Genomic DNA, 23410 nt, shown 5'->3' with positions numbered 1-23410 from the left:
CTAATCTCCGAGACGCCAGACCACCGACCAGGGCGGAAGCCGGCCGTTGGTTTCGCCGCCCCAGATCGGCGTACCCGCGCTGACATTGGCAATGATTTCTTGATCCGAGAGGTTGGCGGTCAAACGCAGCACCGTGCCATCACCCATGCGCCAATGCGCGGTGAGCAGGCCATTGTCGGTGGCGTCGGCGTCGCCGAAGCTCCCGCCGCGGAGCCGCGGCACAATCTCCTTGCGGCGGAGCGCGAGCAACTGCCGCACCAGCGCGAGCCGCGCATCCTGCTGCGGCGAGCGGTCGGTCCAGTCGAGCAACGCCGATTGCAGCGTGGCCGGATCGAGCGGGTCCGGCACCTCGTCGCCGTATGTCTCGTAGGCCCAGGCATATTCCTGCTTGCGCCCCTTGCGAACGGCGTCGGCAAGACCGCCCTGGAAATCGCAGAAGAACGGGAATGGCACCGTCGAGCCCCATTCCTCGCCTTGAAACAGCATCGGCACCATCGGCGCGAGCAGGGTCACCGCAAGAGCCGCTTCAATCTGCCTGGGCGAAGCCAGGCTCTCGAGCCGGTCGCCGAGTGGGCGGTTGCCGATCTGGTCGTGGTTCTGCAGGAAGTTGACGAAGGTCGCGGGCGGCAATTTTCCGCTCGGCTCGCCACGAGGCTTCTTGCCCCAGAATTCCGAGAACTCCCCCTGGTAGACGAAGCCGGAAGCGAGCGCGCGCGCAAGGTCCATGCGCGGCGTCTGGTAGTCGCCGTAATAGCCGGCATGCTCTCCTGTCAGCATGACGTGCCAGGCATGGTGATAATCGTCGTTCCACTGCGCGCGATACTTGCCGTTTGGCGGCTCCTCCGCCGCATCGAGCAGGCTGGCGCGATTGTCGCCGTTCTCCAGCACGAGATGGATGTGCCGCCCCATCGCCTTTGCGAGCTCGCCGGCGGCAACGCTGAGATCTTGCAGCATCGATATCTCGCCGGGGATCGCCACGATGTGGTTGGCGGCATCAAGCCGGAGCCCATCGAAACGATAGTCGGTGAGCCAGGACAGCGCGTTCTCGACCGCGAAGGCACGCACCTGCGGCACACGATAGTCGATCGCGCTGCCCCAGGGCGTGTGAGCATCAGTGAAGAAGGCCGGCGCATAGCGGCCGAGATAATTCCCCTCGGGACCGAAATGATTGTAGACGACGTCGAGGAAGACCATCAGTCCGCGCAGATGCGCCTCGTCGATCAGCGTCTTCAGGTCTTCGGGCCGGCCATAGGCGCTGTCGGGCGCGTACCACAGCACGCCGTCATAGCCCCAACCGCGGCGCCCGGCGAAATCGGCCAGCGGCATCAATTCCAGCGCGGTGATGCCGGTTGCGACGAGATGATCGAGCTTGTCGATCATGGCGCGGTATGTCCCTTCGGAAGTGAAGGTCCCGACGTGGGTCTCGATCAGTACCGTCTCTTCCCAGGGACGGCCGCGCCAATCGCGGGCACGCCATGCAAAGGCGTCGTGATCGATCACCTGGCTCGGGCCGAACACGTCTTCGGGCTGGAAAGCCGAAGCGGGATCCGGCACGTCGATCTCGTCGTCGATCCTGAATTTGTAGGCGCTGCCAGTGGCGAGGCCGGAAATCTCGGCCACGTACCAGCCATCCTGCCGGCGCTGCATCGCGTGTCTCCGGTCGAGCAGGAGGTCGACGCGGCGCGCGGCAGGTGCCCACAAGCGGAACGACACGCCGTCTTTCGTCGGCTTCGCCCCGAAGGACGGCCTCATAGCGCCCCCGCGAAGGCGAGCACGGAGCGCGGCGGCGCCTTGCTGTCGCTGCCGGGTGGGAAGTCGATCGTGTTCAGCTTGGCATCCGTCGTATTCAGGATCTGCTGCCAGCCTTTGTATTCGGTCATTTTGGGCAATTTGAATGCGATTTCTTCGGGGGCGGCGTTCAAGACGATAAAGATCGCAGCGCTGCCCGGTTCCATCGGACCCATGACATAGGAGAGAAACCGGCCTTCCGGAAACTTCCAGTCGTTCTCCGTCATCTCGTCCCCGGCGGGGGTCAGCCAGAGCGCGCCGTAGGAGATCCCGTCCTTGGGCCGTCCATCGAGCCAGCGATGGCTGCGAAGCTGCGAGAACCGGCGGCGGATGTCGGCGAGCTGGCCGACGAAATCGACCATGTCGTCGCCCTCCTTGCCGAGATTGTCCCAGCCGACCCACCCGATCTCGTTGTCCTGGCAATAGGCGTTGTTGTTGCCGGACTGCGAGTTGCCGACCTCGTCGCCGGCGAGGATCAGCGGAACGCCCTGCGCCAGCATCAGACAGGCCAGCACGTTCTTGCGAAGCTGGCGGCGCAGGCTGAGGATATCAGGATCGTCGGTCGGGCCCTCGACTCCGCAATTGTTGCTGTGGTTGTCGTTGGAGCCGTCGCGGTTGTCCTCGCCGTTGGCGGTGTTGTGCTTCTCGTTGTAGCTGAAGAGGTCGGCGAGCGTGAAACCGTCGTGGACGGTGATGTGGTTGATGCTGGCGCGCGGCCGCCGTCCGTCGTGGTTGAACAGGTCGGAGGACGCCGTCATCCGGCTGGAGATGTCGCCGATCAGGCTGCCTTCGCCGCTCCAGTAGCGACGCATGGCGCTGCGATAGCGATCGTTCCACTCCGACCATTGCGAGGGAAATGCGCCGACCTGGTAGCCGCCGAGGCCGAGATCCCACGGTTCGGCAACCAGCTTGACGGTTGCGAGCACCGGATCCTGGCGGATCGCGGTCAGGAACGAGCTGCCGCGATCATAGCCGTTCGGTCCGCGCGCGAGCGTGGTGGCGAGGTCGAAGCGGAAGCCGTCGACGTGGCAGACCTCGACCCAGTAGCGCAAGGAATCCATCACCATCTGCAGCACGCGCGGATGGGTGAGGTTGACCGACGAGCCGCAGCCGGTGAAGTCGTCGTAATAGCGCGGATTCTCGCGATTGAGCCAGTAATAGGAGGCGTTGTCGATGCCGCGATAGCACAGCGTCGGGCCAAGATGGTTGCCTTCGGCGGTGTGGTTGTAGACGACGTCGAGCATCACCTCGATGCCGGCATCATGCAGGCGCGCCACCGTGGTCCGGAAGGAGTCGAGGGCATTGTCCTGGGCGTAGCGCAGCTCGGGCGCGAAGAAGGAAAGCGTGTTGTAGCCCCAGTAATTGGCGAGCTTCTTCTCCACCAGGATGCGGTCGTCGACGAAGCTGTGCACCGGCAGCAGCTCGACCGTGGTGACGCCGAGCTTCTTCAAATGCTCGATCATCGCCGGCGAGGACAGCCCGCCATAGGTACCGCGCAGGTTCGGCGGCACGTCGTCTCGCTTCTGCGTCAAACCCTTGACGTGAGCCTCGTAGATGACGGTGTCTTCCCATGGGATGTGGGGACGAATTTCGCGGCGGCCCCAGTTGAAGGTCTCGTCGACGACGACGGCCTTGGGCATGCCGCGCGCGTTGTCGCGCCGGTCGAACGACAGATCCTCGCGGGGCGAGCCGGTGCGATAGGCGAAATGCGCATCGCTCCACACCAGCCGTCCGGCGAGCCGCTTGGCATAGGGATCGAGCAGCAGCTTGTTGGCGTTGAAGCGGTGGCCGTGCTCGGGCTCGTAGGGGCCGTGCACGCGGTAGCCGTAAAGTTGGCCCGGCGAGACGTCGTTGAGATAGCCGTGCCAGACATCCTCGGTTTTTTCAGGCAGCTCGATGCGCTCGAGTTCGCGGCGGCCCTGGCTGTCGAACAGGCACAGCTCGACCTTCTGAGCGTTGGCCGAGAACAGCGCGAAATTGGTGCCGCGTCCGTCCCAGCTTGCGCCGAGGCGTGCAGGCGATCCAGCAGTCAGGCGCATGTGTCAGCTTTCCGGAACGAGGAAGATTGCGGCAAGCGGCGGAATGGTGAGGCGTAGCTCGCCGCCCTCGGCATGGACTTCGCCGATATTGCCGACATTGCTGCCGCCATAATGGGCGGAGTCCGAGTTGAGCACCTCTTTCCACTTGTCGCCGAATGGCACGCGAACCCGGTAGTTCTGATAGACGTTCGGCGAAAAGTTGACGATGACGAGACACCGCGCCTGCTCGTCAAATCCCTTGCGCAGCCAGCCGAACACGTTGCGGTTGGCGTCATCCGTGATCAGCCATTCGAAGCCGGCCTGATCGCAGTCCATCTGGTGCAGCGCCGGCACCGCGCGGTAGAGCCGGTTGAGGTCCCGGATCAGCGACTGGATGCCCTGATGATATTTGTATTCGAGCAGGTGCCAGTCGAGCGACTGGTCGTGATTCCATTCGCGGCTCTGGGCGATTTCCGCGCCCATGAACAAAAGCTTCTTGCCGGGATGGCCGAACATGAAGCTGTAATAGGCGCGCAAATTCGCAAAGCGCTGCCACTCGTCGCCGGGCATGCGGCCGAGGAGCGAGCGCTTGCCGTGCACGACCTCGTCATGCGAGAGCGGCAGGATGAAATTTTCCGAGAAGGCGTAGTGCAGGCCGAACAGGATGTCGCCGTGGTGGTGCTTGCGATGGATCGGATCCTTGCTGATGTAGTTCAGCGTGTCGTGCATCCAGCCCATGTTCCACTTGTAGCCGAAGCCGAGCCCGCCGAATTCGACCGGGCGCGAGACCTGCGGCCAGGCGGTGGACTCCTCGGCCGCCGTGGTCGCCTGCGGGAAGCGCGCGAAGACCTCGGTGTTGAAGCGGCGCAGGAAGTTGATCGCCTCGATGTTTTCGCGGCCGCCATACTGGTTCGGGATCCAGGCGCCGGGCGGCCGGCTGTAGTCGAGATAGAGCATGGAGGCGACCGCATCGACGCGCAGGCCGTCGATTGCATAGCGCTCCAGCCAGAATAGCGCATTCGACACCAGGAAGTTCGTCACTTCGGTGCGGCCGTAATTGTAGATCAAGGTGCCCCAGTCGAGGTGGCGGCCCTGCAGCGGGTTGGCGTGCTCGTAGACGGCGGTGCCGTCGAAGCTGCCGAGCCCGTGCGGATCGTCGGGGAAGTGACCGGGCACCCAGTCGAGCAGCACGCCGACGCCTTCGCGGTGGCAGGCATCGACGAGAGCGGCGAAATCTTCAGGAGTCCCGAAACGGCTTGTCGGGGCATAGAGGCCGGTCGGCTGATAGCCCCAGGATCCGTCGAAGGGATGCTCGCTCACGGGCAGGAATTCGAGATGGGTGAAGCCCATGTCGCGCGCATAGGCCGGCAACTGTTCGGCAAGCTCGCGATAGGTCAGCCATTCATCGCCGTTCTTGCGCCGCCACGAGCCGAGATGGATCTCGTAGATCGACATCGGCGCCGACAGCGCGTTGATGCCGTCCGGCGCCGGGCGCGGCCGTGGCAAATGCGCTTCGTCGAACACGATGGAGGCCGTCTTCGGACGGACCTCGCTCGCAAATGCCAGCGGATCGGATTTCAGCGGCAGCAGGTGACCATGCGGCCCGATGATCTCGAACTTGTAGTGGTCGCCCGCCTTGGCATGCGGAATGAACAATTCCCAATACCCGGCGCCGCGCACCCGCATCGGATGGCGCCGCCCGTCCCAGAAATTGAAATCTCCGACCACGGACACGCGCCGTGCGTTCGGCGCCAGCACCACGAAGCCGATACCGTCGACGCCTTCGAGCCGCATCGGATGCGCCCCGAGCTTGTCGTAGAGGCGCTGATCGGTGCCCTCGCCGAGCAGATACAGGTCGAAATCGGTCAGGATCGGCGGAAACCGGTAGGCGTCCTCGAACTCGACGACATTGCCCGCGAATTTCGCACGCAACTGATAGTGCTTCGAGCCGTTGGGCAGGGCCCCGATGAAAAGCCCGGCATCATGCACGCGGTCGAGCGGCGCGACTTCGCCATGCTCGCCGAGCGCCTCGACATTCGAGGCCTCGGGGAGAAAGGCACGCACCACGCTCTTATCGCCCTCGGGATGCAGCCCGAGATAGTGGAAGGGGTCGGAGTGGCGGCCCTCGATGATCGCATAGGCCTCGGCAGGTAGTTTAGGCATGGGCTTCGCTCCCGGCGCTGGACAGAATGCGAAGCAGTCCGGTCAGCGGCGCATGGAGCCCCTCAGGCCGGTTGGACAGCTCGTACTCTACTTCATTGAACGCTTGATCAAGCAGGAAAAACCTTAACAGGCCTTCCGCGGATTTCCGATCTTCCGGCCACAGACGTCGGTCGGTCATGGCTTCGCGATAGGCGGACAGGAAGGTTGCGGCGGCCCGCTCGCGCCATTCGTCGAGCGCGGCGGTGATCCGGCCCTGCTCGTCGGAGGCACCGGTGAGTGCGCGGCTCAGTGCCGCGCTGACCGAAAGGTCGATCGAGCGGATCAAGCCGGCGACGTCGCGCGCGGCAGGCAGCTTGCGCCGCTTGTCGGCCAGCGGCAGGCGCGGATCGCCGTCGAAGTCGATGATGAAGATATCGTCCTTCACGATCAGGGTCTGCCCGAGGCGGAAGTCGCCATGATGACGGATGTTCAGCCCGCCGATCCCGGAAGGCAATAGCGCATTCAGGTGATCAGGCAGGGACGCGCGCACGGCGGCGAGCCGGTCGATCAACGGCCGGTGCGCCTCCCGCAGGCCGTCGCGGCTGTCGGCCAGCCGTTCGAAAACCCGCTCGGCCCGCGCCTTGAGCTCGGACACAAGTCGCTTGACGTGCGCGGAGCCGATCGGCTCCGGGGCCAGATCGTCGGTCTTTGCCGCGGCGAGGGCAACGTGCAGCTCCGCGAGCCGCCTGCCGATCTGCGCGATGAAGTGTAAATACGGCGCTTGTTCCTGGGTCTCGCGGGGGGCTTCGCCCGCCGACAGCACGCGCTGCTCGTCGATATAGCGATCGAGATAGCCGGTGGTCACGATCCAGCCGTCGCCCTGGTTCTCGACATAGGCATGCAACACGCCGAGCGCGCTGCGCTGGTCGCCCTCGACCAGCTCGACGCTGCCGAGCAGTGCTGGCGTATTGGCAAAGCGCGCGATCTCCGTGAGATATTGGCCGATCTCGATCTCGGGGTTGATGCCGCTTTCGAGCTGGCGGTAGATCTTGGCGACGTACTGGTTGTCGACCAGCGCGGTGCTGTTCGCCTGCTCGATCGCGCGGATGCGTTCGGGCTCCTTGATGGTGTAATCGGTGAAGCGGCTGGTCGCCTTGAATTCGAGCCGCAGATTGTTCTCTTCCACCACCAGATTCTGCGACAGATTGCGCAGGAACAGGCCGATGAAGATCTGGTCGGTGGCAACGTCGAGCAGCGTGCCCTCGCGCGCGCCCTGGCGCACGGCGGCGAGAGCCCTCGGGTTGAAGCGCTCGCGGTCGAAGCGGACCCACTCGATCTGCATCGGCAGCACGTAGCGTGACGCGGCGTCCTGCTCTGCCGACTCGAAGAATGCGATCCAGGGCCTGTTGTCGCCGATGTCGCAGAACGGCACCGCCGAGGTCAGTGTGGTCTTGATGTGCTTGGGATCGTGCTCGGGATACCACCGCGTCCGCGACAAGAATCCCGGCAGCACCTCGCGCTCGAACACGCCGCGCTCGCGGGCGAGCGACACCCAGTTGGAATTCACCGGCACCACCAGCGTCTCGAACTCCGGCACCGCGCGCGGCGTCACCGGCTCGGACTTGTCGCGCTCCTGAAGCTGGAACCAGTAGAAGCCGTAGGGCCCCAGCGTGATCATGTAGGGCAGCTCGCCGATCGCGGGGAAGCGGGTGCGGCCGAGCATCTCCTGGGGGATGCGGTCCTTCCAGGGCGACAGGTCGAGCTCGGTCGCCTGCGCTGCGCGCGACAAATTGGCGACGCAGAGGATCACTTCGTCGCGATACTGCCGGACATAGGCGAGCACGGCGCGGTTGGCCGGGCGGATGAAGGTCATGGTGCCGCGGCCGAAAGCGAGCGTCGACTTGCGCACAGAGATCAGCCGCTTGGTGGCGCTGAGCAGCGACGACAGGCTGCGTGACTGCGCCTCGACGTTCACCGATTCATAGCCGTAGACCGGGTCCATGATCAGCGGTGCGTAGAGTCGCGCCGGGTCGCAACGCGAAAAGCCGCCGTTGCGGTCCGGGCTCCATTGCATCGGCGTGCGTACGCCGTTGCGGTCGCCGAGATAGATGTTGTCGCCCATCCCGATCTCGTCGCCGTAATAGATGATCGGGGTGCCCGGGAAGGACAGCAACAGCGAGTTCATCAGCTCGATCTTGCGCCGGTCATTGTCCATCAGTGGCGCGAGGCGCCGGCGGATGCCGACATTGATGCGGGCGCGGGGGTCGTTGGCGTAGGTGGTCCAGAGATAATCGCGCTCGACGTCGGTGACCATTTCCAGCGTCAGCTCGTCATGGTTGCGCAGGAACAGCGCCCATTGGCAGCTCGAGGGAATGTCGGGCGTCTGGCGCAGAATGTCGGTGATCGGGAAGCGGTCCTCCTGCGCGATCGCCATGTAGATGCGCGGCATCAGCGGGAAGTGGTAGGCCATGTGGCATTCGTCGCCACGGCCGAAATATTCCTGCACGTCCTCCGGCCATTGGTTGGCCTCGGCCAGCAGCAGCTTGCCCTTGGAGTAGGAATCCAGCTCCTGGCGCAGGCGCTTGATGATGGCATGCGTCTCGGGCAGATTCTCGTTCGAGGTGCCCTCGCGCTCGCACAGATAGGGAATGGCGTCCAGCCGGAAGCCGTCGACGCCGGCGTCCAGCCAGCGCTTCATCACCTGGATCAGCGCGCTGACCACGCGGGGATTGTCGAAATTGAGGTCCGGCTGGTGCGAGAAGAAGCGGTGCCAATAGAACGCGCCGGCCTCGTGATCCCAGGTCCAGTTCGACTTCTCCGTGTCGGTGAAGATGATACGGGTGCCCTGATATTTCTGGTCGGTGTCGCTCCAGACATACCAGTTGCGGGCGCTCGAGCCTGCGGGGCTGCGGCGCGCGCGCTTGAACCAGTTGTGCTGGTCCGAGGTGTGGTTGACGACCAGCTCGGTGATGACGCGCAGGCCGCGCTTCTGCGCTTCCTGGATGAAGCGCTTGAAATCCTTCATCGTCCCGAAATCGGGATTGACCGAGCCGTAGTCGCCGATGTCGTAGCCGTCGTCGCGGCCGGGCGAGGGGTAGAACGGCAGCAGCCACAGCGCGGTGACGCCGAGCTCCTGCAGATAGGGCAGCTTCTCGGTCAGGCCGGCGAAATCGCCGATGCCGTCATTGTTGCTGTCGGCGAAGGCCTTGACGTGGAGCTGGTAGATGATGGCGTCCTTGTACCAGAGCTCATCCACGATCTCGGCAGCCTCGGCTTTCTTGGTGTCGACGGAAGACAGAACATTCATGGCGTGGACCCTTACGCCAGGCAGCGGAACAGGAGCGCGGGATCGCGGTCGGGATCGATACGCAACCTGATCCCGCCCCATTCGATGCGGGACTGTTCGCCGGTGAGAAGGTTTTCGAGTGTCGTGACATGGTGCCGCTGACCGCCCGCGTCAACGGTGACGTCGCCGAGCGGCAGCCAGAATTCACGCACATGGCGCGACAGAGCGATCACGATCACGACGGTGTTGGCGAGATCGGTCGCCTCCTTGACGAAGGCGATCGTCTCGCTGTCTTCAATGCCGATAAAGCGCAAGTTCGCCGTTTGCTGGAGCGCGGCATTGTCGTTGCGGATGCGGTTGAGCACAGCGATGTAGGACTTGATGTTGCCGGACCGGTCCCAGTCGCGTTGCCGGATCTGGTATTTCTCTGAATCCAGATACTCCTCGCGCCCAGGGATCGCTTCGTGTTCCAGCAGCTCGAACCCGCTGTAGATGCCGTAACTGCCCGACAACGTCGCCGCCAGCGCAACGCGCGACTTGAACGCCCAGGCTTCGCCGCTCTGGAGATGATAGGGCAGCAGGTCGGGCGTGTTGACGAACAGGTTCGGGCGATAGAAGTCGCGCTCGGGATAGCGCGTCAGCTCGCCGAGATATTGCTCCAGCTCCCATTTTGTCGTGCGCCACGGGAAATAGGAGAAGGACTGCGCAAAGCCGAGCTTGGCGAGGCCCTTCATCAGTTTCGGCCGGGCAAACGTCTTCGAGAACAGGATCACCTCGGGATGCCGTCGGCGGATGTCGCGGATCAGCCAGTCCCAGAACGGGAAGGGCGCGGTGTCGTGATTGTCGATGGCGAAGATGGTGACACCATGGTCGATCCAGAACAGCATGGCGTCGCGAAATGCATTCCACAGTCCAGCCCGGTCGACCGATGCGAAATCGGGGATCACGATGTCCGAATAAAGGCCATCGGCCGTCCGCACCGAGCGGTCCGGCCGCCATTTGAACCATTCCGGATGCTGCGTCAGCCAGGGATGGTCCGGCGAGCACTGCACGGCGAAGTCGAGCGCGAGCTCGAGGCCATATTCGAGGCAGGTTGCGACCAGCGCACGGAAATCCTCGATGGTGCCCAGTTCGGGATGCAGCGCATCGTGGCCGCCTTCTGGGGAGCCGATCGCATAGGGCGAGCCGGGTCCGCCTTCGGTCGCCACCGGCGCATTGTTGAGGCCTTTGCGCCGCGTGCGGCCGATCGGGTGGATCGGCGTGAAATAGAGCACGTCGAAACCCATCGCGGCGATGTCAGGTACGCGGGCGATGCAGTCGCGCAACGTGCCGTGCTGACCTGCGACTTGGCTCTGGCTGCGCGGCATCATCTGATACCAGGCGCCGAAGCGCGCTTTGTCGCGGTCGACGGTCAGCGGAAAAAGTTGCGAGCGGGTCAGGTCAGGCCGGGATTGGCTCTCCGCCATGGCATTGCCGAGTTCGGCCGCAAGCAGCGGGGCGACATCGCCGGTCTGAAGATAATCCTCGCATTGTTTGACGATGAACGTCGCGGCGTCCTGTGGCGCGCCATGCGCCTTGGTCAGGAGCCCCGCACCCTCGATCGCATCCAGGCTGACATCAGCACCCATGCGCTGCTTGCGCGCGACACCATGCGACCAGGTGGCGAACTCGTCGGTCCAGGCCTCGATCGCGTAGACATACTGGCCGGGCTCGACCGGCGTGAATGCGGCGGACCAGCGGTCATTGCCGTGATGGATCATCGGCTCGCTCTGCCATTCCCGGTTCTGCTCCTGTCGCCAGATCAACGCGGCTCCGACCACGGCGTCGCCGTCGCGATAGATGTCGGCCCAGACCTCGACCCGTTCGCCCGCGATCCGTTTCACGGCGAAGCGGCCGCTATCGATCAGGGGGTAGATGTCTTCGATGAGGAAAGCGCTGCCGGCAGCGGCGCTCTCGACAGTTTGAATTGTCTTGTTCACGGTGATGCCATTGACAAGAAAGCAGGAGCCCGTTTCCCTTGCCGGGAACCTACACTTGATACCACTATAGAAAGCCGCTTGTGTGTCATTGGTTCCCGAGGGAACGGCAGGTGCGGCTTGCGAGTTACCCCTGACTAACCTCTTCCGCGACCTCGTTAAAATCAATGCCACCGGCCAGAGAATGGCCTGCAAGCTGCGTGCCGAATGGATCTTTTAGCTCAAGCCCGGATCAAGGGCGTTCAATCCGAATTTGTCGACGCCCTCGGCAAGCTGCGGGTCACCGACCCCGTGGCGCTCAAATCCATCCTCGATGCCCTGCCGGAGAAGCGGGTTTACCGCTTTGTCGAGGGACCGGTGGTGCTGCGCGCCTTGAGGCATTCGCGCACCGAACTGGCGGCCACCGGCCGGGTGCCCCTCAAATGGACAATCACCGGCAACGCGAAGGTCATCGCGCAAGGCGAGACGCGCGAGCCCGTGATCGCATGGCCTAGTGACCTGCCGCTCGGCTATCACCGGCTGACGTTGACCGACGCCGAAGGTGCTTCGGAAGAAGTCCCGATGATCGTGGCGCCCGAGCGGGCCTTCGGGGGTGATTTCGATCGTGGCTGGCTGCTTGCCGTGCAGCTCTACAGCATTCGCTCCGATCGGAATTGGGGCATCGGAGATTTCACCGATCTGGCCGGTCTCGTCCGGCTTGCCAAGCAGCTCGGGGCAGACGGCGTCGGGCTCAATCCGCTGCACGTCCTGTTCGACGACCATCCGGCCGATTGCAGCCCCTATTCGCCGAACAGCCGGCTGTTTCTCAACCCGCTCTATATCGACGTCGAGGCGATCCCCGAATTCTCGGCAGACGTCGTGCCGGATGCAGCAGCGACCGCCGCTAGGCTGCGCGAGGGCGACCGGGTCCCCTATGCCGACATGGCGGCGCTGAAATGGCGGGCCTTGCGCGCCGCCTTTGACGCTTTCGTGACGAAGGCGAGCGGCGTCCGCCGCAATCAGTTCGATGCATTCCGCGCCGACCGCGCGCCGCTGCTGTCCCGCTTTGCCTGCTTCGAGGCGCTGCGCCATCGTTTCGCGTCGCCGTGGTGGGAATGGCCGGTGGAATGGCAGCAGCCGGACGATGCCAAATGCGCGGAGTTGCGCAACGGTCCCGACAGGCGTGAGGTCGAGTTCGTCGAATTCGTGCAATGGACGGCAGATAGCCAGCTTCACGCCGCCAAGGAGCTTGCCAGCCAGCTCGGTATGCGGGTCGGATTGTATCTCGACGTCGCCGTCGGCGTGCAGTCCAATGGCTTTGATGCCTGGAACGAGCAGATCGCAATCTCGCGGCATCTCGCGGTCGGCGCGCCGCCCGATGTGCTCAACACAGCCGGTCAGGACTGGGGTCTCGCCGGCTTCAATGCCGGTGGCCTGGAAGCGCAGTCCTTCGTGCCCTTTGCCGACATGCTGGCGGCCTCGATGCGCCACGCCGGCGCCATCCGGATTGATCATGTCCTCGGGCTGAAGCGGCTCTATCTGGTGCCGCGCGGCTTCAAGCCCGACAACGGCGCCTATGTGCAGATGCCGTTCGAGGCGCTGCTCGGAGCCATCGCGCGCGAGAGCGCGGCGCATAAGTGCATCGTGATCGGCGAAGATCTCGGCACCGTGCCGGAAGGTTTCCGCGAAACCATGCAGGATTTCGGCATCTGGTCCTATCTCGTCATGATGTTCGAGCGTGACGATGCCGGACATTTCCGCAGCGCCGACTTCTACAGGCCGAACGCGCTGGTGACGCTGAACACGCACGATCTCTGCACCTATGCGGGCTGGCGCTCCTTCAGCGATCTCAGGGTGAAGCGCTCGCTCGGGCTCGATCCCGGTGAGAACGAGCAGGACCGCTGGGATGCGCTCGGCATGCTCGACGAGATCCTGGGTCAGAACGGCATTACCGCCAACGACCTCTATTCGGTGCTCGCCTTCCTGTCGCGCACGCCGTCGCGGCTATTGGCGGTGTCGATGGAGGATCTGCTCGGCGTGCTCGACCAGCCCAACATCCCCGGCACGATCGATGAGCATCCGAACTGGCGCCAGCGACTTCCCGTCGCGCTCGACCAGATCGCCTCGAAGGTCGACCTCACGGCCTTGCGAGCGGCGACGCGGGAACGTTCGCTGAATGGCGGGAGTTGATTGGGCGGGGACCTTCCAGGCTCGAAAGACATTGACCCAAAAAATTGAAGACTATGCGCTGATCGGCGATTGCGAGACCGCGGCGCTGGTCGGACGCGACGGCTCGATCGATTGGCTGTGCTGGCCGGCCTTCGATTCCGACGCCTGCTTTGCCGCCATCCTAGGCACCCACAAGAATGGTCGCTGGCTGATCGCGCCTGGCGACGACGTCACGACAATTTCGCGCCGCTATCTCGGCGATACCCTCATCCTCGAAACGCGGTTTGAAACGAAGAGCGGCACCGTCGCGCTGATCGACTTCATGCCGCCGCGCGGCAAGGCGTCGGACATCGTGCGTCTGGTGCGCGGCGTCACCGGCACGGTGAAGATGCGGATGGAGCTCGTGATCCGCTTCGGCTTCGGCGTGGACATTCCCTGGGTGCGGCGAATCGACCATTCTTTGCTGGCGATCGCCGGCCAGGACATGACCGTGCTGCGCACGCCGGTCAAAACCCGCGGCGAGGACCTGACCACGGTGTCCGACTTCGAGGTCAGGGCCGGCGACACCGTGCCGTTCGTGCTGACCTACGGTCCCTCGCATCTCGATCCGCCCGCGCCGATCGATCCGGAGATCGCGCTCCAGGAAACCGAAAAATTCTGGCAGGAGTGGTGCAGCCGTAGCACGCGCGACGGCGACTATCGCGACCTCGTCATGCGCTCGCTGATCACGCTGAAGGCGCTGACCTTCGCCCCCACCGGCGGGATCGTTGCGGCGCCGACCACCTCACTGCCGGAAAAACTCGGCGGCAGCAGGAATTGGGATTATCGCTTCTGCTGGCTGCGCGACGCCACCTTCACGCTGCTGGCGCTGATGAACTCGGGCTACACCGAGGAAGCCTTGGCCTGGCATAACTGGCTCTTGCGCGCAGCGGCCGGTTCGCCGTCGAACATGCAGATCATGTACGGGATCTGGGGCCAGCGGCGCCTTTTGGAATGGGAGGCGGGCTGGCTTGACGGCTATGAGGGCGCGCAGCCGGTGCGCGTCGGCAATGCCGCGCATGCGCAGCTTCAGCTCGACGTCTATGGCGAGTTGATCGACGCCTTCCACCAGTCGCGCATGGCCAAGCTGAAGCTGAACGAAGAAACCTGGGCGCTCGAATGCGCGGTGCTCCAGCATCTCGCCGAAGTCTGGGACCAGCCAGACCACGGCATCTGGGAGCGGCGCGGCCAGCCCCGGCACTACGTCTTCTCCAAGGTGATGACCTGGGTCGCCTTCGACCGCGGCATCAAGAGCGCCGAGACGTTCGGTTTCAAGGCGCCGCTTCTGCATTGGCGCGCGCTGCGCGATGCCATTCATCGAGACGTCTGCAACAGGGGATTTGACACGGAGGAGAATGCCTTCGTCGAGTCCTACGGCTCCAAGCTGCTCGATGCCAGCGTGCTGCTGCTGCCGGCGGTCGGCTTCCTGCCTGCAGACGATCCGCGCATCCGCGGCACCATCACCGCGATGGAGAAACGTTCGACGCGGGACGGTTTCGTGCTGCGCCATGATCCGCGCGAGCTGCCTGCAGGGCAGCCACCGCTCGAAGGGGCGTTCCTGGCTTGCACGCTGTGGCTCGCCGACGCCCATGTGCTGGCGGGTGATCTCGACAAGGCGCAGGTTCTGCTCGACCGCGTCGCCGCCGTCGCGAACGACGTCGGGCTGCTGGCCGAGGAATACGATACTGTCGAACGTCGCCAGACCGGCAATTTCCCGCAGGCGCTGACACACATTGCCCTGATCAACACGGCGCAAAATTTGTCGGCGGCGAGACAGAAGAGCGAGAAGCCGGCGATGCAGCGGTCGAAGTGAGGAGTGGAGGTTCACTCCCTTCCCCGCTCGCGCAAGGAATCGCATATGACTTTCGGATGGGGCCTGAGCAAGCGCCTCGTCCTTCGAGACGACCGCTTCGCGGTCCCTCAGGATGAGGCTGAGTTACAGTTGGTCCGCGGAAAATGGCCGCTGCATACTCCGCCGTCATCCTGAGGGACCGCCAGAGGCGGGCGTCTCGAAGGATGGCTACGGGCGAGAGTCCCGCCACGGTTTCTTATATGCGATTCCCCTGCACTTGAGAGGGAGGGCCGGGGGTGGGTGTTTTCGCTGGGCGAGAACCCCCAGAGGAGAGAGCCCTCACCCGCCGCTCCGTGGCGACCTCTCCCGCAGCGGGAGAGATAAAGCAAGGCCGCGGCTCGAATAACGGACTCAAGGTCAGCTGACACTAGCTACACACCCCATTCCGCTTCAAGATCATCTCCATCGCCTCGGCAAATCCATCCTGCTCGTTGCTCGCCGTGACGTGCGTCGCCTGGTCCTTGACGTTGTCGGTGGCATTGCCCATGGCGATCGAGACGCCGCTGACGGCGAACATCGCGAGGTCGTTCTGCATGTCGCCGATGGTGGCGACAGCGCCGGTCGCAATGCCCAGGCGCTTGGCCATCGCCTCGACGAAGGTGCCCTTGTTGAAGCCGGGCGGGGTGATGTCGAGATAATAGGTCTGCGAGCGCACCGCGGTGGCCTCGCTGCCCAGTGCCTCCTGCATCGCCTTCTCGCAAGCCTCCAGGCCTGCCGCATCGGCGCTGGCGCCGACGATCTTGCAGGCGCTCGACAGGTAAGGAGAAAAGTCCGTCACGATGGTCGGCTCCGACCGGATCGTGTGCTGCTCATGGGGAACGTACTTGCCGCCGGGGTTATCGATCAGCCATTTGTCGTAAGTGAACAGCCAGATGTCGGCGCCGAAGTCCCGGAGAATCTGCAGAGACCGCTCGGCCGCGCCGGCGGGGATCAGGTGCTGCTCGACCGGGTTCATCTCGGGATCGACGATCGAGGAGCCGTTGAACGGGCCGACGGGCAGCCACAGCGCCAACGGCTCGATCAGGAAGCGCATGCCGATCGCGGGACGGCTGGAGGTGATGGTGAAGCCGATACCGGCCTTGTGCAGCCGCTGCACCGCGCCTCGCGCCCGGTCCGTCAGCGTCTTGTCCTTGGTCAGCAGCGTGCCATCGACGTCGGAGACGACCAGTGAGATTTGCGTCATGACAGAACCTTCAGGTTTCCAGGTCTCGGCGCTTCGCCCCGCTTGGCTTCAACTGCCGTATCACGCCGTCCACGATCGCTTCGACGGTTTCGTCGATCGAGACGGTGATGACGTGCTCGCCCGCTTCCGGCGGCTCCAGCGTGTCGAACTGGCTGGTCAGAAGCCCGGGCGGCATGAAATGGCCCTTGCGGTGCGCGAGCCGCTCGGCGATCAGCTCCTTGGTGCCCTTCAGGAAGACAAACCGGACGTCGTCACGTCCGCGCAGCAAGACGTCGCGATAGGTGTGCTTCAGCGCCGAGCAGGCGATGATGATGTGCCCGCCTTCGTTGCAAACCCGCGCGATCTCGTCGGCGATGGCGTTGAGCCAGGGCCAGCGGTCCTCGTCGGTGAGGGGATGGCCGGCCCGCATCTTCTCGACATTGCTGGCAGGATGGAAGCTGTCGCCGTCCTCGAAGCGCCAGCCAAGCCGCTCGCCAAGTGCTTCCGCGACCGTGCTCTTGCCCGAACCCGACACGCCCATCACGATCAATGCACAAGGTGCTTCAACGCGGCCCACGAATTCCCTCCGGAAGCGCGGCCCTGTCGACCAGCCAAACGGTCTCACCATTCGAGCGCGCGCGTAATGCGGGCAGAGTCTCGCCATTGAAGAGGCGCGTCAAGATCGCCTGCTTGTCGTGTCCGGCGATCTCGAACAGCATTTCGCGGCAGGACGCCAAAGCGGGCAGGGTGAGCGAGACCCGCGGTACGAAGGGCGCGACATTGGCCTTGGGCACGCCCACGACCCAGCGTTCGGTCTCCTCGATTGCGGGGAAGCCCGGGAAGAGCGAGGCGGTGTGGCCGTCGGGGCCGGCGCCCATCAGGACCAGGTCGAACAGCGGCCGCGCTGGATCGAGGCTTTCAGAACCGTAGAAAGCCTGCAACTCGAGGGCATAGGCCTCGGCGCTTCGGTCCGGATTGTCGGCCGTGGTCGGGATCGGGTGGATATGGCCGGCGGGCGCATTGCCATCGAGAAACGTCGCGCGCGCGACCGCCATGTTGTTGAGGGGATCGCTGTCAGGCACGAAACGTTCGTCCCCGATGAACCAGTGCACGCGGTCCCATGGGATCTTGCCGCGCCAGGGCGCGCCGCCGAGCAATTGGTAGAGCTTCTTCGGGCTGGAGCCGCCGGTAAGGCAGATCGCGATGCGGCCCGCATTTGCCGCGATCCGCGCCATCACGCGCTCGGCCGCCGCCTGCGCCAGCGCTTCGGCATCAGCCGCAACGATCAGCTTCGGCTGTTCGGCCGTTGCCATCACGAATACTTCCGCCAGCTTCGCCCGTCCCGCCGCAGCAGCTCGTCGGCGCATTTCGGGCCGTCGCTGCCGGCTTCATAGGTCTCGATGCCGTCGTTGCCGGCGCTTTTCCAGGCGTCCAGGAACGGTTGCACCGCCTGCCACCCGGCCTCGATGCCGTCGGCGCGCTGGAACAGGATGTTGTCGCCGATCATGCAGTCGTAGATCAGCGTCTCGTAGCCGGTCGAGGGATCCGCCCGGAAATAATCGCCATAGCGGAACTTCATCTCGACGCCGTCGATGGTGATGCTCGGTCCCGGAATCTTGGCGTTGAATTGCAGTTCGATGGTCTCGGTCGGGGCGATGCCGATGGTCAGAAAGTTTTGCGAGAGGCGGTCGATGTCGGTGCCTGAAAACATCGACAGTGGCGCCTGCTTGAACTTGATCGCGACTTCAGTCCGCTTGTGGCCGAGTGCCTTGCCGGTGCGCAGGTAAAAGGGCACGCCGGCCCAGCGCCAATTGTCGATCATCAGCTTCAGCGCGACGAAAGTCTCGGTGGTGCTGTCGGGCTTGACATCCTCGGTCTTGCGATAGTCCGTGATCTCGTCGTCACCGATGCGGCCTGCGAGATATTGCGCGCGCACCGAATTCTTCAGCGCTTCCTCCCGGCTCGGCTGCTGGATCGAGTTGAGCACGTCGGCCTTCTCGGAGCGCACGGAATGGGCGTCGAAGCGCGCCGGCGGCTCCATCGCGACCAGCGACATCAGCTGGAACAGATGGTTCGGCACCATGTCGCGCAGCGCGCCGGTGGAATCGTAGAAGCCGCCGCGATGGCCGACGCCGAGCTTCTCCTCCACCGTGATCTGGATGTGGTCGATGTGGTTGCGATTCCAGATCGGCTCGAACATGCCGTTGGCAAAGCGCAGCACCAGGATGTTCTGCACCGTCTCCTTGCCGAGATAATGATCGATCCGGTAGATCTGGTGCTCGTCCATGATCTTCAGCAGCTCGGCATTCAGCGCGCGCGCCGAGGCGAGGTCGGTGCCGAACGGCTTTTCGATCACGAGCCGCCGCCAGGCGCCGTTCTCCTTCATCATGCCGGTGCGGCCGAGCTCGCGCGCGGTCGGCGCAAACGCGGCGGGCGGGGTTGCGAGATAGAACAGGCGGTTGCCGCCGGTGCCTTGCGAACACTCCAGCGAGTCCAGATGCTCGCGCAAGCGGTCGAACGAGGGCGGGTCCTTCGGATCGGCCTCGACGAAGGTGACGCATTGCAGCAGCTGTTTGGCGATGTCGTCGTCGACCGGCCTTGTCGCAAACTCGCGTAGGCCTTTCATCAGGCTGTCGCGCAGCTGGTCATCCGATTGGCCCTTGCGGGCCACGCCGACGACGCAGAATTTTTCCGGCAACAGGTTCTCGGCGGCGAGATTGTAGAGCGACGGCATCACGAGGCGATGGGTGAGGTCGCCGGTCACGCCAAAGATGACGAAGGCGCAATTTTCCGGCTTGCGCTTGGCTTGCGGGTCTTTTGTCACGAATTGTCGGCCTTCGCTTGGGGACGCTTACTGTTTGGGCTTCGCGGCGCCCGGCTGCTTCGGCTCCTTGTGGCCGCCAAAACCCGCGCGCATTGCGGAGAGAATTTTTTCGGCGAAGGTGTGTTCCCGGCGGGAACGGAAACGTGTGTACAGCGCGGCTGTCAGAACTTCGGCCGGCACGGCCTCGTCGATCGCGGCGTTGACGGTCCAGCGTCCCTCGCCGGAATCCTCGACGAAGCCGGAATATTCCGCAAGCTGCGGGCTGTCGGCGAGCGCCGTCGATGTCAGGTCGAGCAGCCAGGACGGGATCACGCTGCCGCGCCGCCACACTTCGGCGATGTCGGCAAGATCCAGATCGTAGCGATGATCCGCTGGCAGGGCCTCGATGTTGGCGTTCTTGAGGATGTCGAAGCCCTCGGCATAGGCCTGCATCAGGCCGTATTCGATGCCGTTATGGATCATCTTGACGAAGTGGCCGGCGCCGACGGGACCGGCATGGATGTAACCCTGCTCGATGCGGGGATCGCGGCCCTCGCGTCCTTCGGTGCGCGGAATGTCGCCGGCGCCGGGCGCGAGCGCGGCGAAGATCGGGTCGAGCCGGTCGACCACCTGCTTCTCGCCGCCGATCATCATGCAATAGCCGCGGTCGAGGCCCCAGACGCCGCCGGAGGTGCCGACGTCGACATAGTGGATGCCGCGTTCTTTCAGCGCCTTACCGCGGCGGACGTCGTCCTGCCAGAAGGTGTTGCCGCCGTCGATGATGACGTCGCCGTCCTGCATCACGCCCGCAATCGTATTGATCGTGGTCTCGGTGATGTGCCCCGCCGGCAGCATCACCCAGGCCGTGCGCGGCCGCTCGAGTTTCGAGATGAAGTCTTCCAGCGTCGCCGAGCCGACCGCGCCGTCTGCGGCAAGGCCAGCGACGGCCTTGGCGTCCTTGTCATAGACCACGGTCGAATGTCCGTGGCGCATCAGGCGGCGAACGATGTTGCCGCCCATTCGGCCGAGGCCGATCATACCGAGTTGCATCAGCAATATTCCCTTAGTTCAGCGCGTCGTTGAGCGCCGCATTGAGTGCCGCGAGCCCCTTTTTGAGACCGCCCTTGAGGTGCACGCGCAGTGCACGCCGGCCGCGTTCGGTGAGCACGTCGAAATCGCCGCGTGCCTGCGCCGCCTTGATCACGCCGAAGGAGGCTTTCTGGCCGGGCACGGCGAGATCCTTGGCATCGTCAGCGGTGATTTGAAGGAACACACCGCTATCGGGTCCGCCCTTGTAGGCCTGGCCGGTAGAGTGCAGGAAGCGCGGGCCGAACTCGGCACAGGTCGCGACCTGCCGCTTCTCGCGCACTTCGAGCCGCATGGCCTGGAGTGCGTCGATGGTTGCCTTGTCCCGCGCGATATAGCCGAGCAGGGCGACGTAGTCGCCGTGGCTGGAGCGCGATAGATGCGCCTTCAGCCAGGAGGTGAGGTCGCCATTGGCGCCGGCGGCGCGCAGCGCCGTCGCGTTGGCCTCGTCGGTGTAGAGATCGGCCTCGTCGGTAACGACCACCGGCTGCTCTTCCGGCAATTTGCCGGTCTTCTCGAACGACGCGGTGAGCTCGCGGGTCTTGATCTTGGCGGCTTCCACGTCCGGCTGGTCGAACGGGTTGATGCCGAGGATCGAGCCTGCCACCGCCGTCGCCATCTCGAAGCGGAAGAACTCCTGGCCGAGATGGTCGATCGACTTCATCACGATGCGCACTACGGGGTGGCCGGCCGCTTCGACTGCGGCGAGCTTGGAATCATGGGCGGCGTCGGCTTCGCCCTCGACGCGGATGTCGATGAAGAACCGGTCGTTGCCGTAAACGGAGGGATCGCCCAGCGACTCGCCCTCGATCGGGATCAGGCCCTTGCCTTCCTTGCCGGTCGATTCCGCAATGAGCTGTTCGGCCCAGGCGCCGAAATCGGCGATCTTTTTCGAGGTCAGGATCGTCACCTTGTCGCGGCCTTCGAGGCCGGCAAGGCCAATGGCGAGGCCTAGCTGCACGCCCGGGTTTTCGCTGGGCGGCACGTCCGGTCCGCAGGAGCGCGCCATGGAGAGCGCATGCTTGACGAAGGTCTTGACGTCGATGCCGGCGGTTGCCGCCGGCACGAGGCCGAACGGCGACAGCACGGAATAGCGTCCGCCGATCGAGGGCTCGCCATGAAAGATGCGGGCATAGTTCAGTTTCTTCGCGGCCTTCTCCAGCGATGAGCCGGGATCGGTCACCGCGATGAAGCGGAAGCCGGTCTTCGCCTTCGGGCCGAGCGCTTGCGCAACGCGCTCATGGAAATAGTCCTTCATCGCATTCGGCTCGGTGGTGCCGCCGGACTTGCTGGAGACGATGAACACGGTGTTGGCGATGTCGATCTTCGCCTCCATCGCCCGCACCTGCGCCGGGTCGGTGGAGTCGAGCACATGCAGCTTCGGGAAGCCGACCTTTTTCCCAAAAGTCTCGGCCAGCACCTCCGGCCCGAGGCTCGATCCGCCCATGCCGAGCACGACGGCATCGGAGAACTTCTGGCCCTTCACCCGGTTTGCGTAGTCCTCGTAGTCGGCGACGTCGGCTTTCGCCGCGCTGTCGAGCCAGCCGAGCCATTTGTCCTCGTCCGCGCCGGTCCAGACCGATTTGTCGCGCTGCCACAGCCTGCGGATCTTGGCGGAGGCACGCCATTCCTCGGTGCTCTTGGCAACCGCCTTGCCGAGCCCGTCGCCGAGCGAAAGCTGCTGGCGGTCGATCGCAGCCCCGAGCACAGTCGCGCGCTTGTGAGCAACCGCGCCGTAGAGCTTGTCGGCGGCGTCGGCAAACTGCTTGACGCCGTCCTTGACCAGCTCTTCGGTGATGGCATCGAGCGAGACGCCGGAACGCTCCAGCTCTTCCAGTACGCGGTAGGCGTCCTCGACGTTCTCCTCCAGGCTGTCGCGCGGCTTGCCGTGGTCGCGGAACGCATCCAGCGTCGCCGGCGGCACGGTGTTGACGGTGTCGGGACCGATCAATTCTTCGACATAAAGGACGTCGCTGTAATCCTTGTTCTTGGTGCCGGTCGAGGCCCACAGCATTCGCTGCGGCTTGGCGCCCTTGGCGGCGAGCTTGTCCCAGCGCGGCCCCGAGAACAGGCGCTTGTAGTCCTGGTAGGCAACCTTGGCGTTGGCGATCGCGACCTTGCCCTTGAGCGCGGCCAGCCGCTCCTTCTCGGACGGATCGTTGGCGCGGGCGATCTTGTCGTCGAGCTGCTTGTCGACCACGGAGTCGATGCGGCTGACGAAGAAGCTGGCCACGCTCGCGACATGCGAGGGATCGCTGCCGCCGGCGACGTATTTTTCGAGGCCGGCGATGTAGGCTTCCGCCACCTGGAGGTAGACCGCCTTGGAGAACAGCAATGTGATGTTGATGCTGATGCCGTCGCCGATCAGCTCTTCGATCGCCGGCAGGCCCTCGGGCGTCGCCGGCACCTTCACCATCAGGTTCTTGCGATCGACGCTCTTCCAGAGCCGCCGCGCCTCGGTGACGGTGCCGGGCGTGTCGAGCGCCAGATAGGGCGAGACTTCCAGGCTGACATAGCCGTCGCCGCCCTTGAGGCGGTCATAGACCGGGCGCAGCACGTCGGCCGCGTTCTGGATGTCCTCGACCGCGACGGCCTCGAACAAATCGGCCACGGTCCGGTCGCCGCGCTTCAGCGCCTTGCCGATCGGGGCGTCATATTCGTCCGAGCTGCCGATCGCCTTCTCGAAGATCGAGGGGTTGGAGGTGACCCCCTTGACGCCGTCGGTCTCGATCAGCCGCTTCAGGTCGCCCTTGGCGATGAAGCCACGGGCCAGGAAGTCCAGCCAGACGGCTTGTCCGTGCTTTTCCAGTTCTTTGACGGGATTCATGATGCTTATTTATCTCCAAGCCTGCGGGCGAGGGGTTTCCGCGCCGGTCCTGACGCGCTATCCTCTAGCTTACATGCGCAACTGAGGGAACCAATCAAGGGTACAGGCGTCATACCCTCCAGTGTAACTCCGCCGCGATCATGGCGATCCATGCGGCAGTAGCGGTTGTTGCGTAAAAAGTCATTGGCCGAAGGTGCGGCCAGGTCTGGTTGCGTAACGTCGGCCGCTTCGTCGTCAGCTAGTGGCTGCGTGGAGTGCCACCAGCGGATTCCGGTCCGTCTGG

Annotated in this window: 13 protein-coding genes; 2 read left to right on the top strand and 11 right to left on the bottom strand. The window is 64.3% G+C overall.

What is annotated here, in order from left to right; translation table 11 throughout:
* The 5 genes from treZ to CIT40_RS27430 are packed head-to-tail and all read right to left on the bottom strand — an operon-like array spanning window position 1 to window position 11213.
* Window positions 1–1752: a malto-oligosyltrehalose trehalohydrolase gene (treZ, locus tag CIT40_RS27450; RefSeq protein ID WP_094893729.1), complete on the bottom strand. Its 1752-nt coding sequence runs from the start codon at window positions 1750–1752 to the stop codon at window positions 1–3.
* Window positions 1749–3827, bottom strand: coding sequence for a glycogen debranching protein GlgX (gene glgX, locus CIT40_RS27445; RefSeq protein WP_094893730.1), 2079 nt, complete (start codon window positions 3825–3827; stop codon window positions 1749–1751). The genes treZ and glgX overlap by 4 nt, the downstream gene beginning before the upstream one ends.
* 3 nt (window positions 3828–3830) lie before the next feature.
* Entirely contained in the window at window positions 3831–5969 is a 2139-nt protein-coding gene (gene glgB, locus CIT40_RS27440) for a 1,4-alpha-glucan branching protein GlgB (protein WP_094893731.1), read from the bottom strand.
* Window positions 5962–9255, bottom strand: a complete 3294-nt coding sequence (gene treS / locus CIT40_RS27435) for a maltose alpha-D-glucosyltransferase (protein ID WP_094893732.1) — start codon at window positions 9253–9255, stop codon at window positions 5962–5964. The genes glgB and treS overlap by 8 nt, the downstream gene beginning before the upstream one ends.
* 11 nt (window positions 9256–9266) lie before the next feature.
* Window positions 9267–11213 (bottom strand): maltotransferase domain-containing protein, encoded by a 1947-nt coding sequence (locus CIT40_RS27430; protein WP_094893733.1) that lies wholly within the window; start codon window positions 11211–11213, stop codon window positions 9267–9269.
* 204 nt (window positions 11214–11417) lie between these two features.
* Between CIT40_RS27430 and malQ the strand changes: the two genes are divergently transcribed.
* Both malQ and CIT40_RS27420 read left to right on the top strand, forming a co-directional pair.
* The gene (malQ, locus tag CIT40_RS27425; RefSeq protein ID WP_094893734.1) at window positions 11418–13379 is read left to right on the top strand and encodes a 4-alpha-glucanotransferase; all 1962 of its coding nucleotides are present in this window, start codon (window positions 11418–11420) and stop codon (window positions 13377–13379) included.
* Between the two features lie 31 nt (window positions 13380–13410).
* A complete protein-coding gene (locus tag CIT40_RS27420; RefSeq protein ID WP_094893735.1) occupies window positions 13411–15210 on the top strand; it encodes a glycoside hydrolase family 15 protein in 1800 nt (599 codons plus the stop codon).
* Window positions 15211–15616: 406 nt separating this feature from the next.
* Here CIT40_RS27420 and CIT40_RS27415 read toward each other — a convergent pair whose 3' ends face one another.
* The 6 genes from CIT40_RS27415 to CIT40_RS27390 are packed head-to-tail and all read right to left on the bottom strand — an operon-like array spanning window position 15617 to window position 23127.
* Entirely contained in the window at window positions 15617–16432 is an 816-nt protein-coding gene (locus tag CIT40_RS27415; protein WP_094893736.1) for an HAD family hydrolase, read from the bottom strand.
* A gap of 10 nt (window positions 16433–16442) precedes the next feature.
* Complete coding sequence (locus CIT40_RS27410) at window positions 16443–16988, bottom strand: gluconokinase (protein WP_094893737.1); 546 nt, start codon at window positions 16986–16988, stop codon at window positions 16443–16445.
* On the bottom strand, window positions 16975–17724 hold the full coding sequence (gene pgl / locus CIT40_RS27405) for a 6-phosphogluconolactonase (protein WP_162307701.1): 750 nt from the start codon (window positions 17722–17724) through the stop codon (window positions 16975–16977). The genes CIT40_RS27410 and pgl overlap by 14 nt, the downstream gene beginning before the upstream one ends.
* A complete protein-coding gene (gene zwf, locus CIT40_RS27400) occupies window positions 17724–19235 on the bottom strand; it encodes a glucose-6-phosphate dehydrogenase (RefSeq protein WP_094893739.1) in 1512 nt (503 codons plus the stop codon). Before zwf ends, pgl begins: the two co-directional genes overlap by 1 nt.
* A gap of 27 nt (window positions 19236–19262) precedes the next feature.
* On the bottom strand, window positions 19263–20264 hold the full coding sequence (gene gnd / locus CIT40_RS27395; RefSeq protein ID WP_094893740.1) for a phosphogluconate dehydrogenase (NAD(+)-dependent, decarboxylating): 1002 nt from the start codon (window positions 20262–20264) through the stop codon (window positions 19263–19265).
* A 13-nt stretch (window positions 20265–20277) separates the two neighbouring features.
* Window positions 20278–23127 carry a bifunctional transaldolase/phosoglucose isomerase gene (locus tag CIT40_RS27390; RefSeq protein WP_094893741.1) on the bottom strand — a complete coding sequence of 950 codons (2850 nt, stop codon included), beginning with the start codon at window positions 23125–23127 and terminating at the stop codon, window positions 20278–20280.
* Window positions 23128–23410: the final 283 nt, after the last annotated feature.

The sequence above is a fragment of the Bradyrhizobium amphicarpaeae genome (genome assembly GCF_002266435.3).
GTDB classification, from domain to species: Bacteria; Pseudomonadota; Alphaproteobacteria; order Rhizobiales; family Xanthobacteraceae; genus Bradyrhizobium; species Bradyrhizobium amphicarpaeae.
This window is presented reverse-complemented; position numbering and strand designations above follow the sequence as displayed.

Coding starts and splice junctions, on each gene's coding strand:
- treZ (WP_094893729.1), bottom strand. CDS start 1,752: ATGAGGCCGTCCTTCGGGGCGAAGCCGACGAAAGACGGCGTGTCGTTC.
- glgX (WP_094893730.1), bottom strand. CDS start 3,827: ATGCGCCTGACTGCTGGATCGCCTGCACGCCTCGGCGCAAGCTGGGAC.
- glgB (WP_094893731.1), bottom strand. CDS start 5,969: ATGCCTAAACTACCTGCCGAGGCCTATGCGATCATCGAGGGCCGCCAC.
- treS (WP_094893732.1), bottom strand. CDS start 9,255: ATGAATGTTCTGTCTTCCGTCGACACCAAGAAAGCCGAGGCTGCCGAG.
- malQ (WP_094893734.1), top strand. CDS start 11,418: ATGGATCTTTTAGCTCAAGCCCGGATCAAGGGCGTTCAATCCGAATTT.
- CIT40_RS27415 (WP_094893736.1), bottom strand. CDS start 16,432: ATGACGCAAATCTCACTGGTCGTCTCCGACGTCGATGGCACGCTGCTG.
- pgl (WP_162307701.1), bottom strand. CDS start 17,724: ATGGCAACGGCCGAACAGCCGAAGCTGATCGTTGCGGCTGATGCCGAA.
- gnd (WP_094893740.1), bottom strand. CDS start 20,264: ATGCAACTCGGTATGATCGGCCTCGGCCGAATGGGCGGCAACATCGTT.
- CIT40_RS27390 (WP_094893741.1), bottom strand. CDS start 23,127: ATGAATCCCGTCAAAGAACTGGAAAAGCACGGACAAGCCGTCTGGCTG.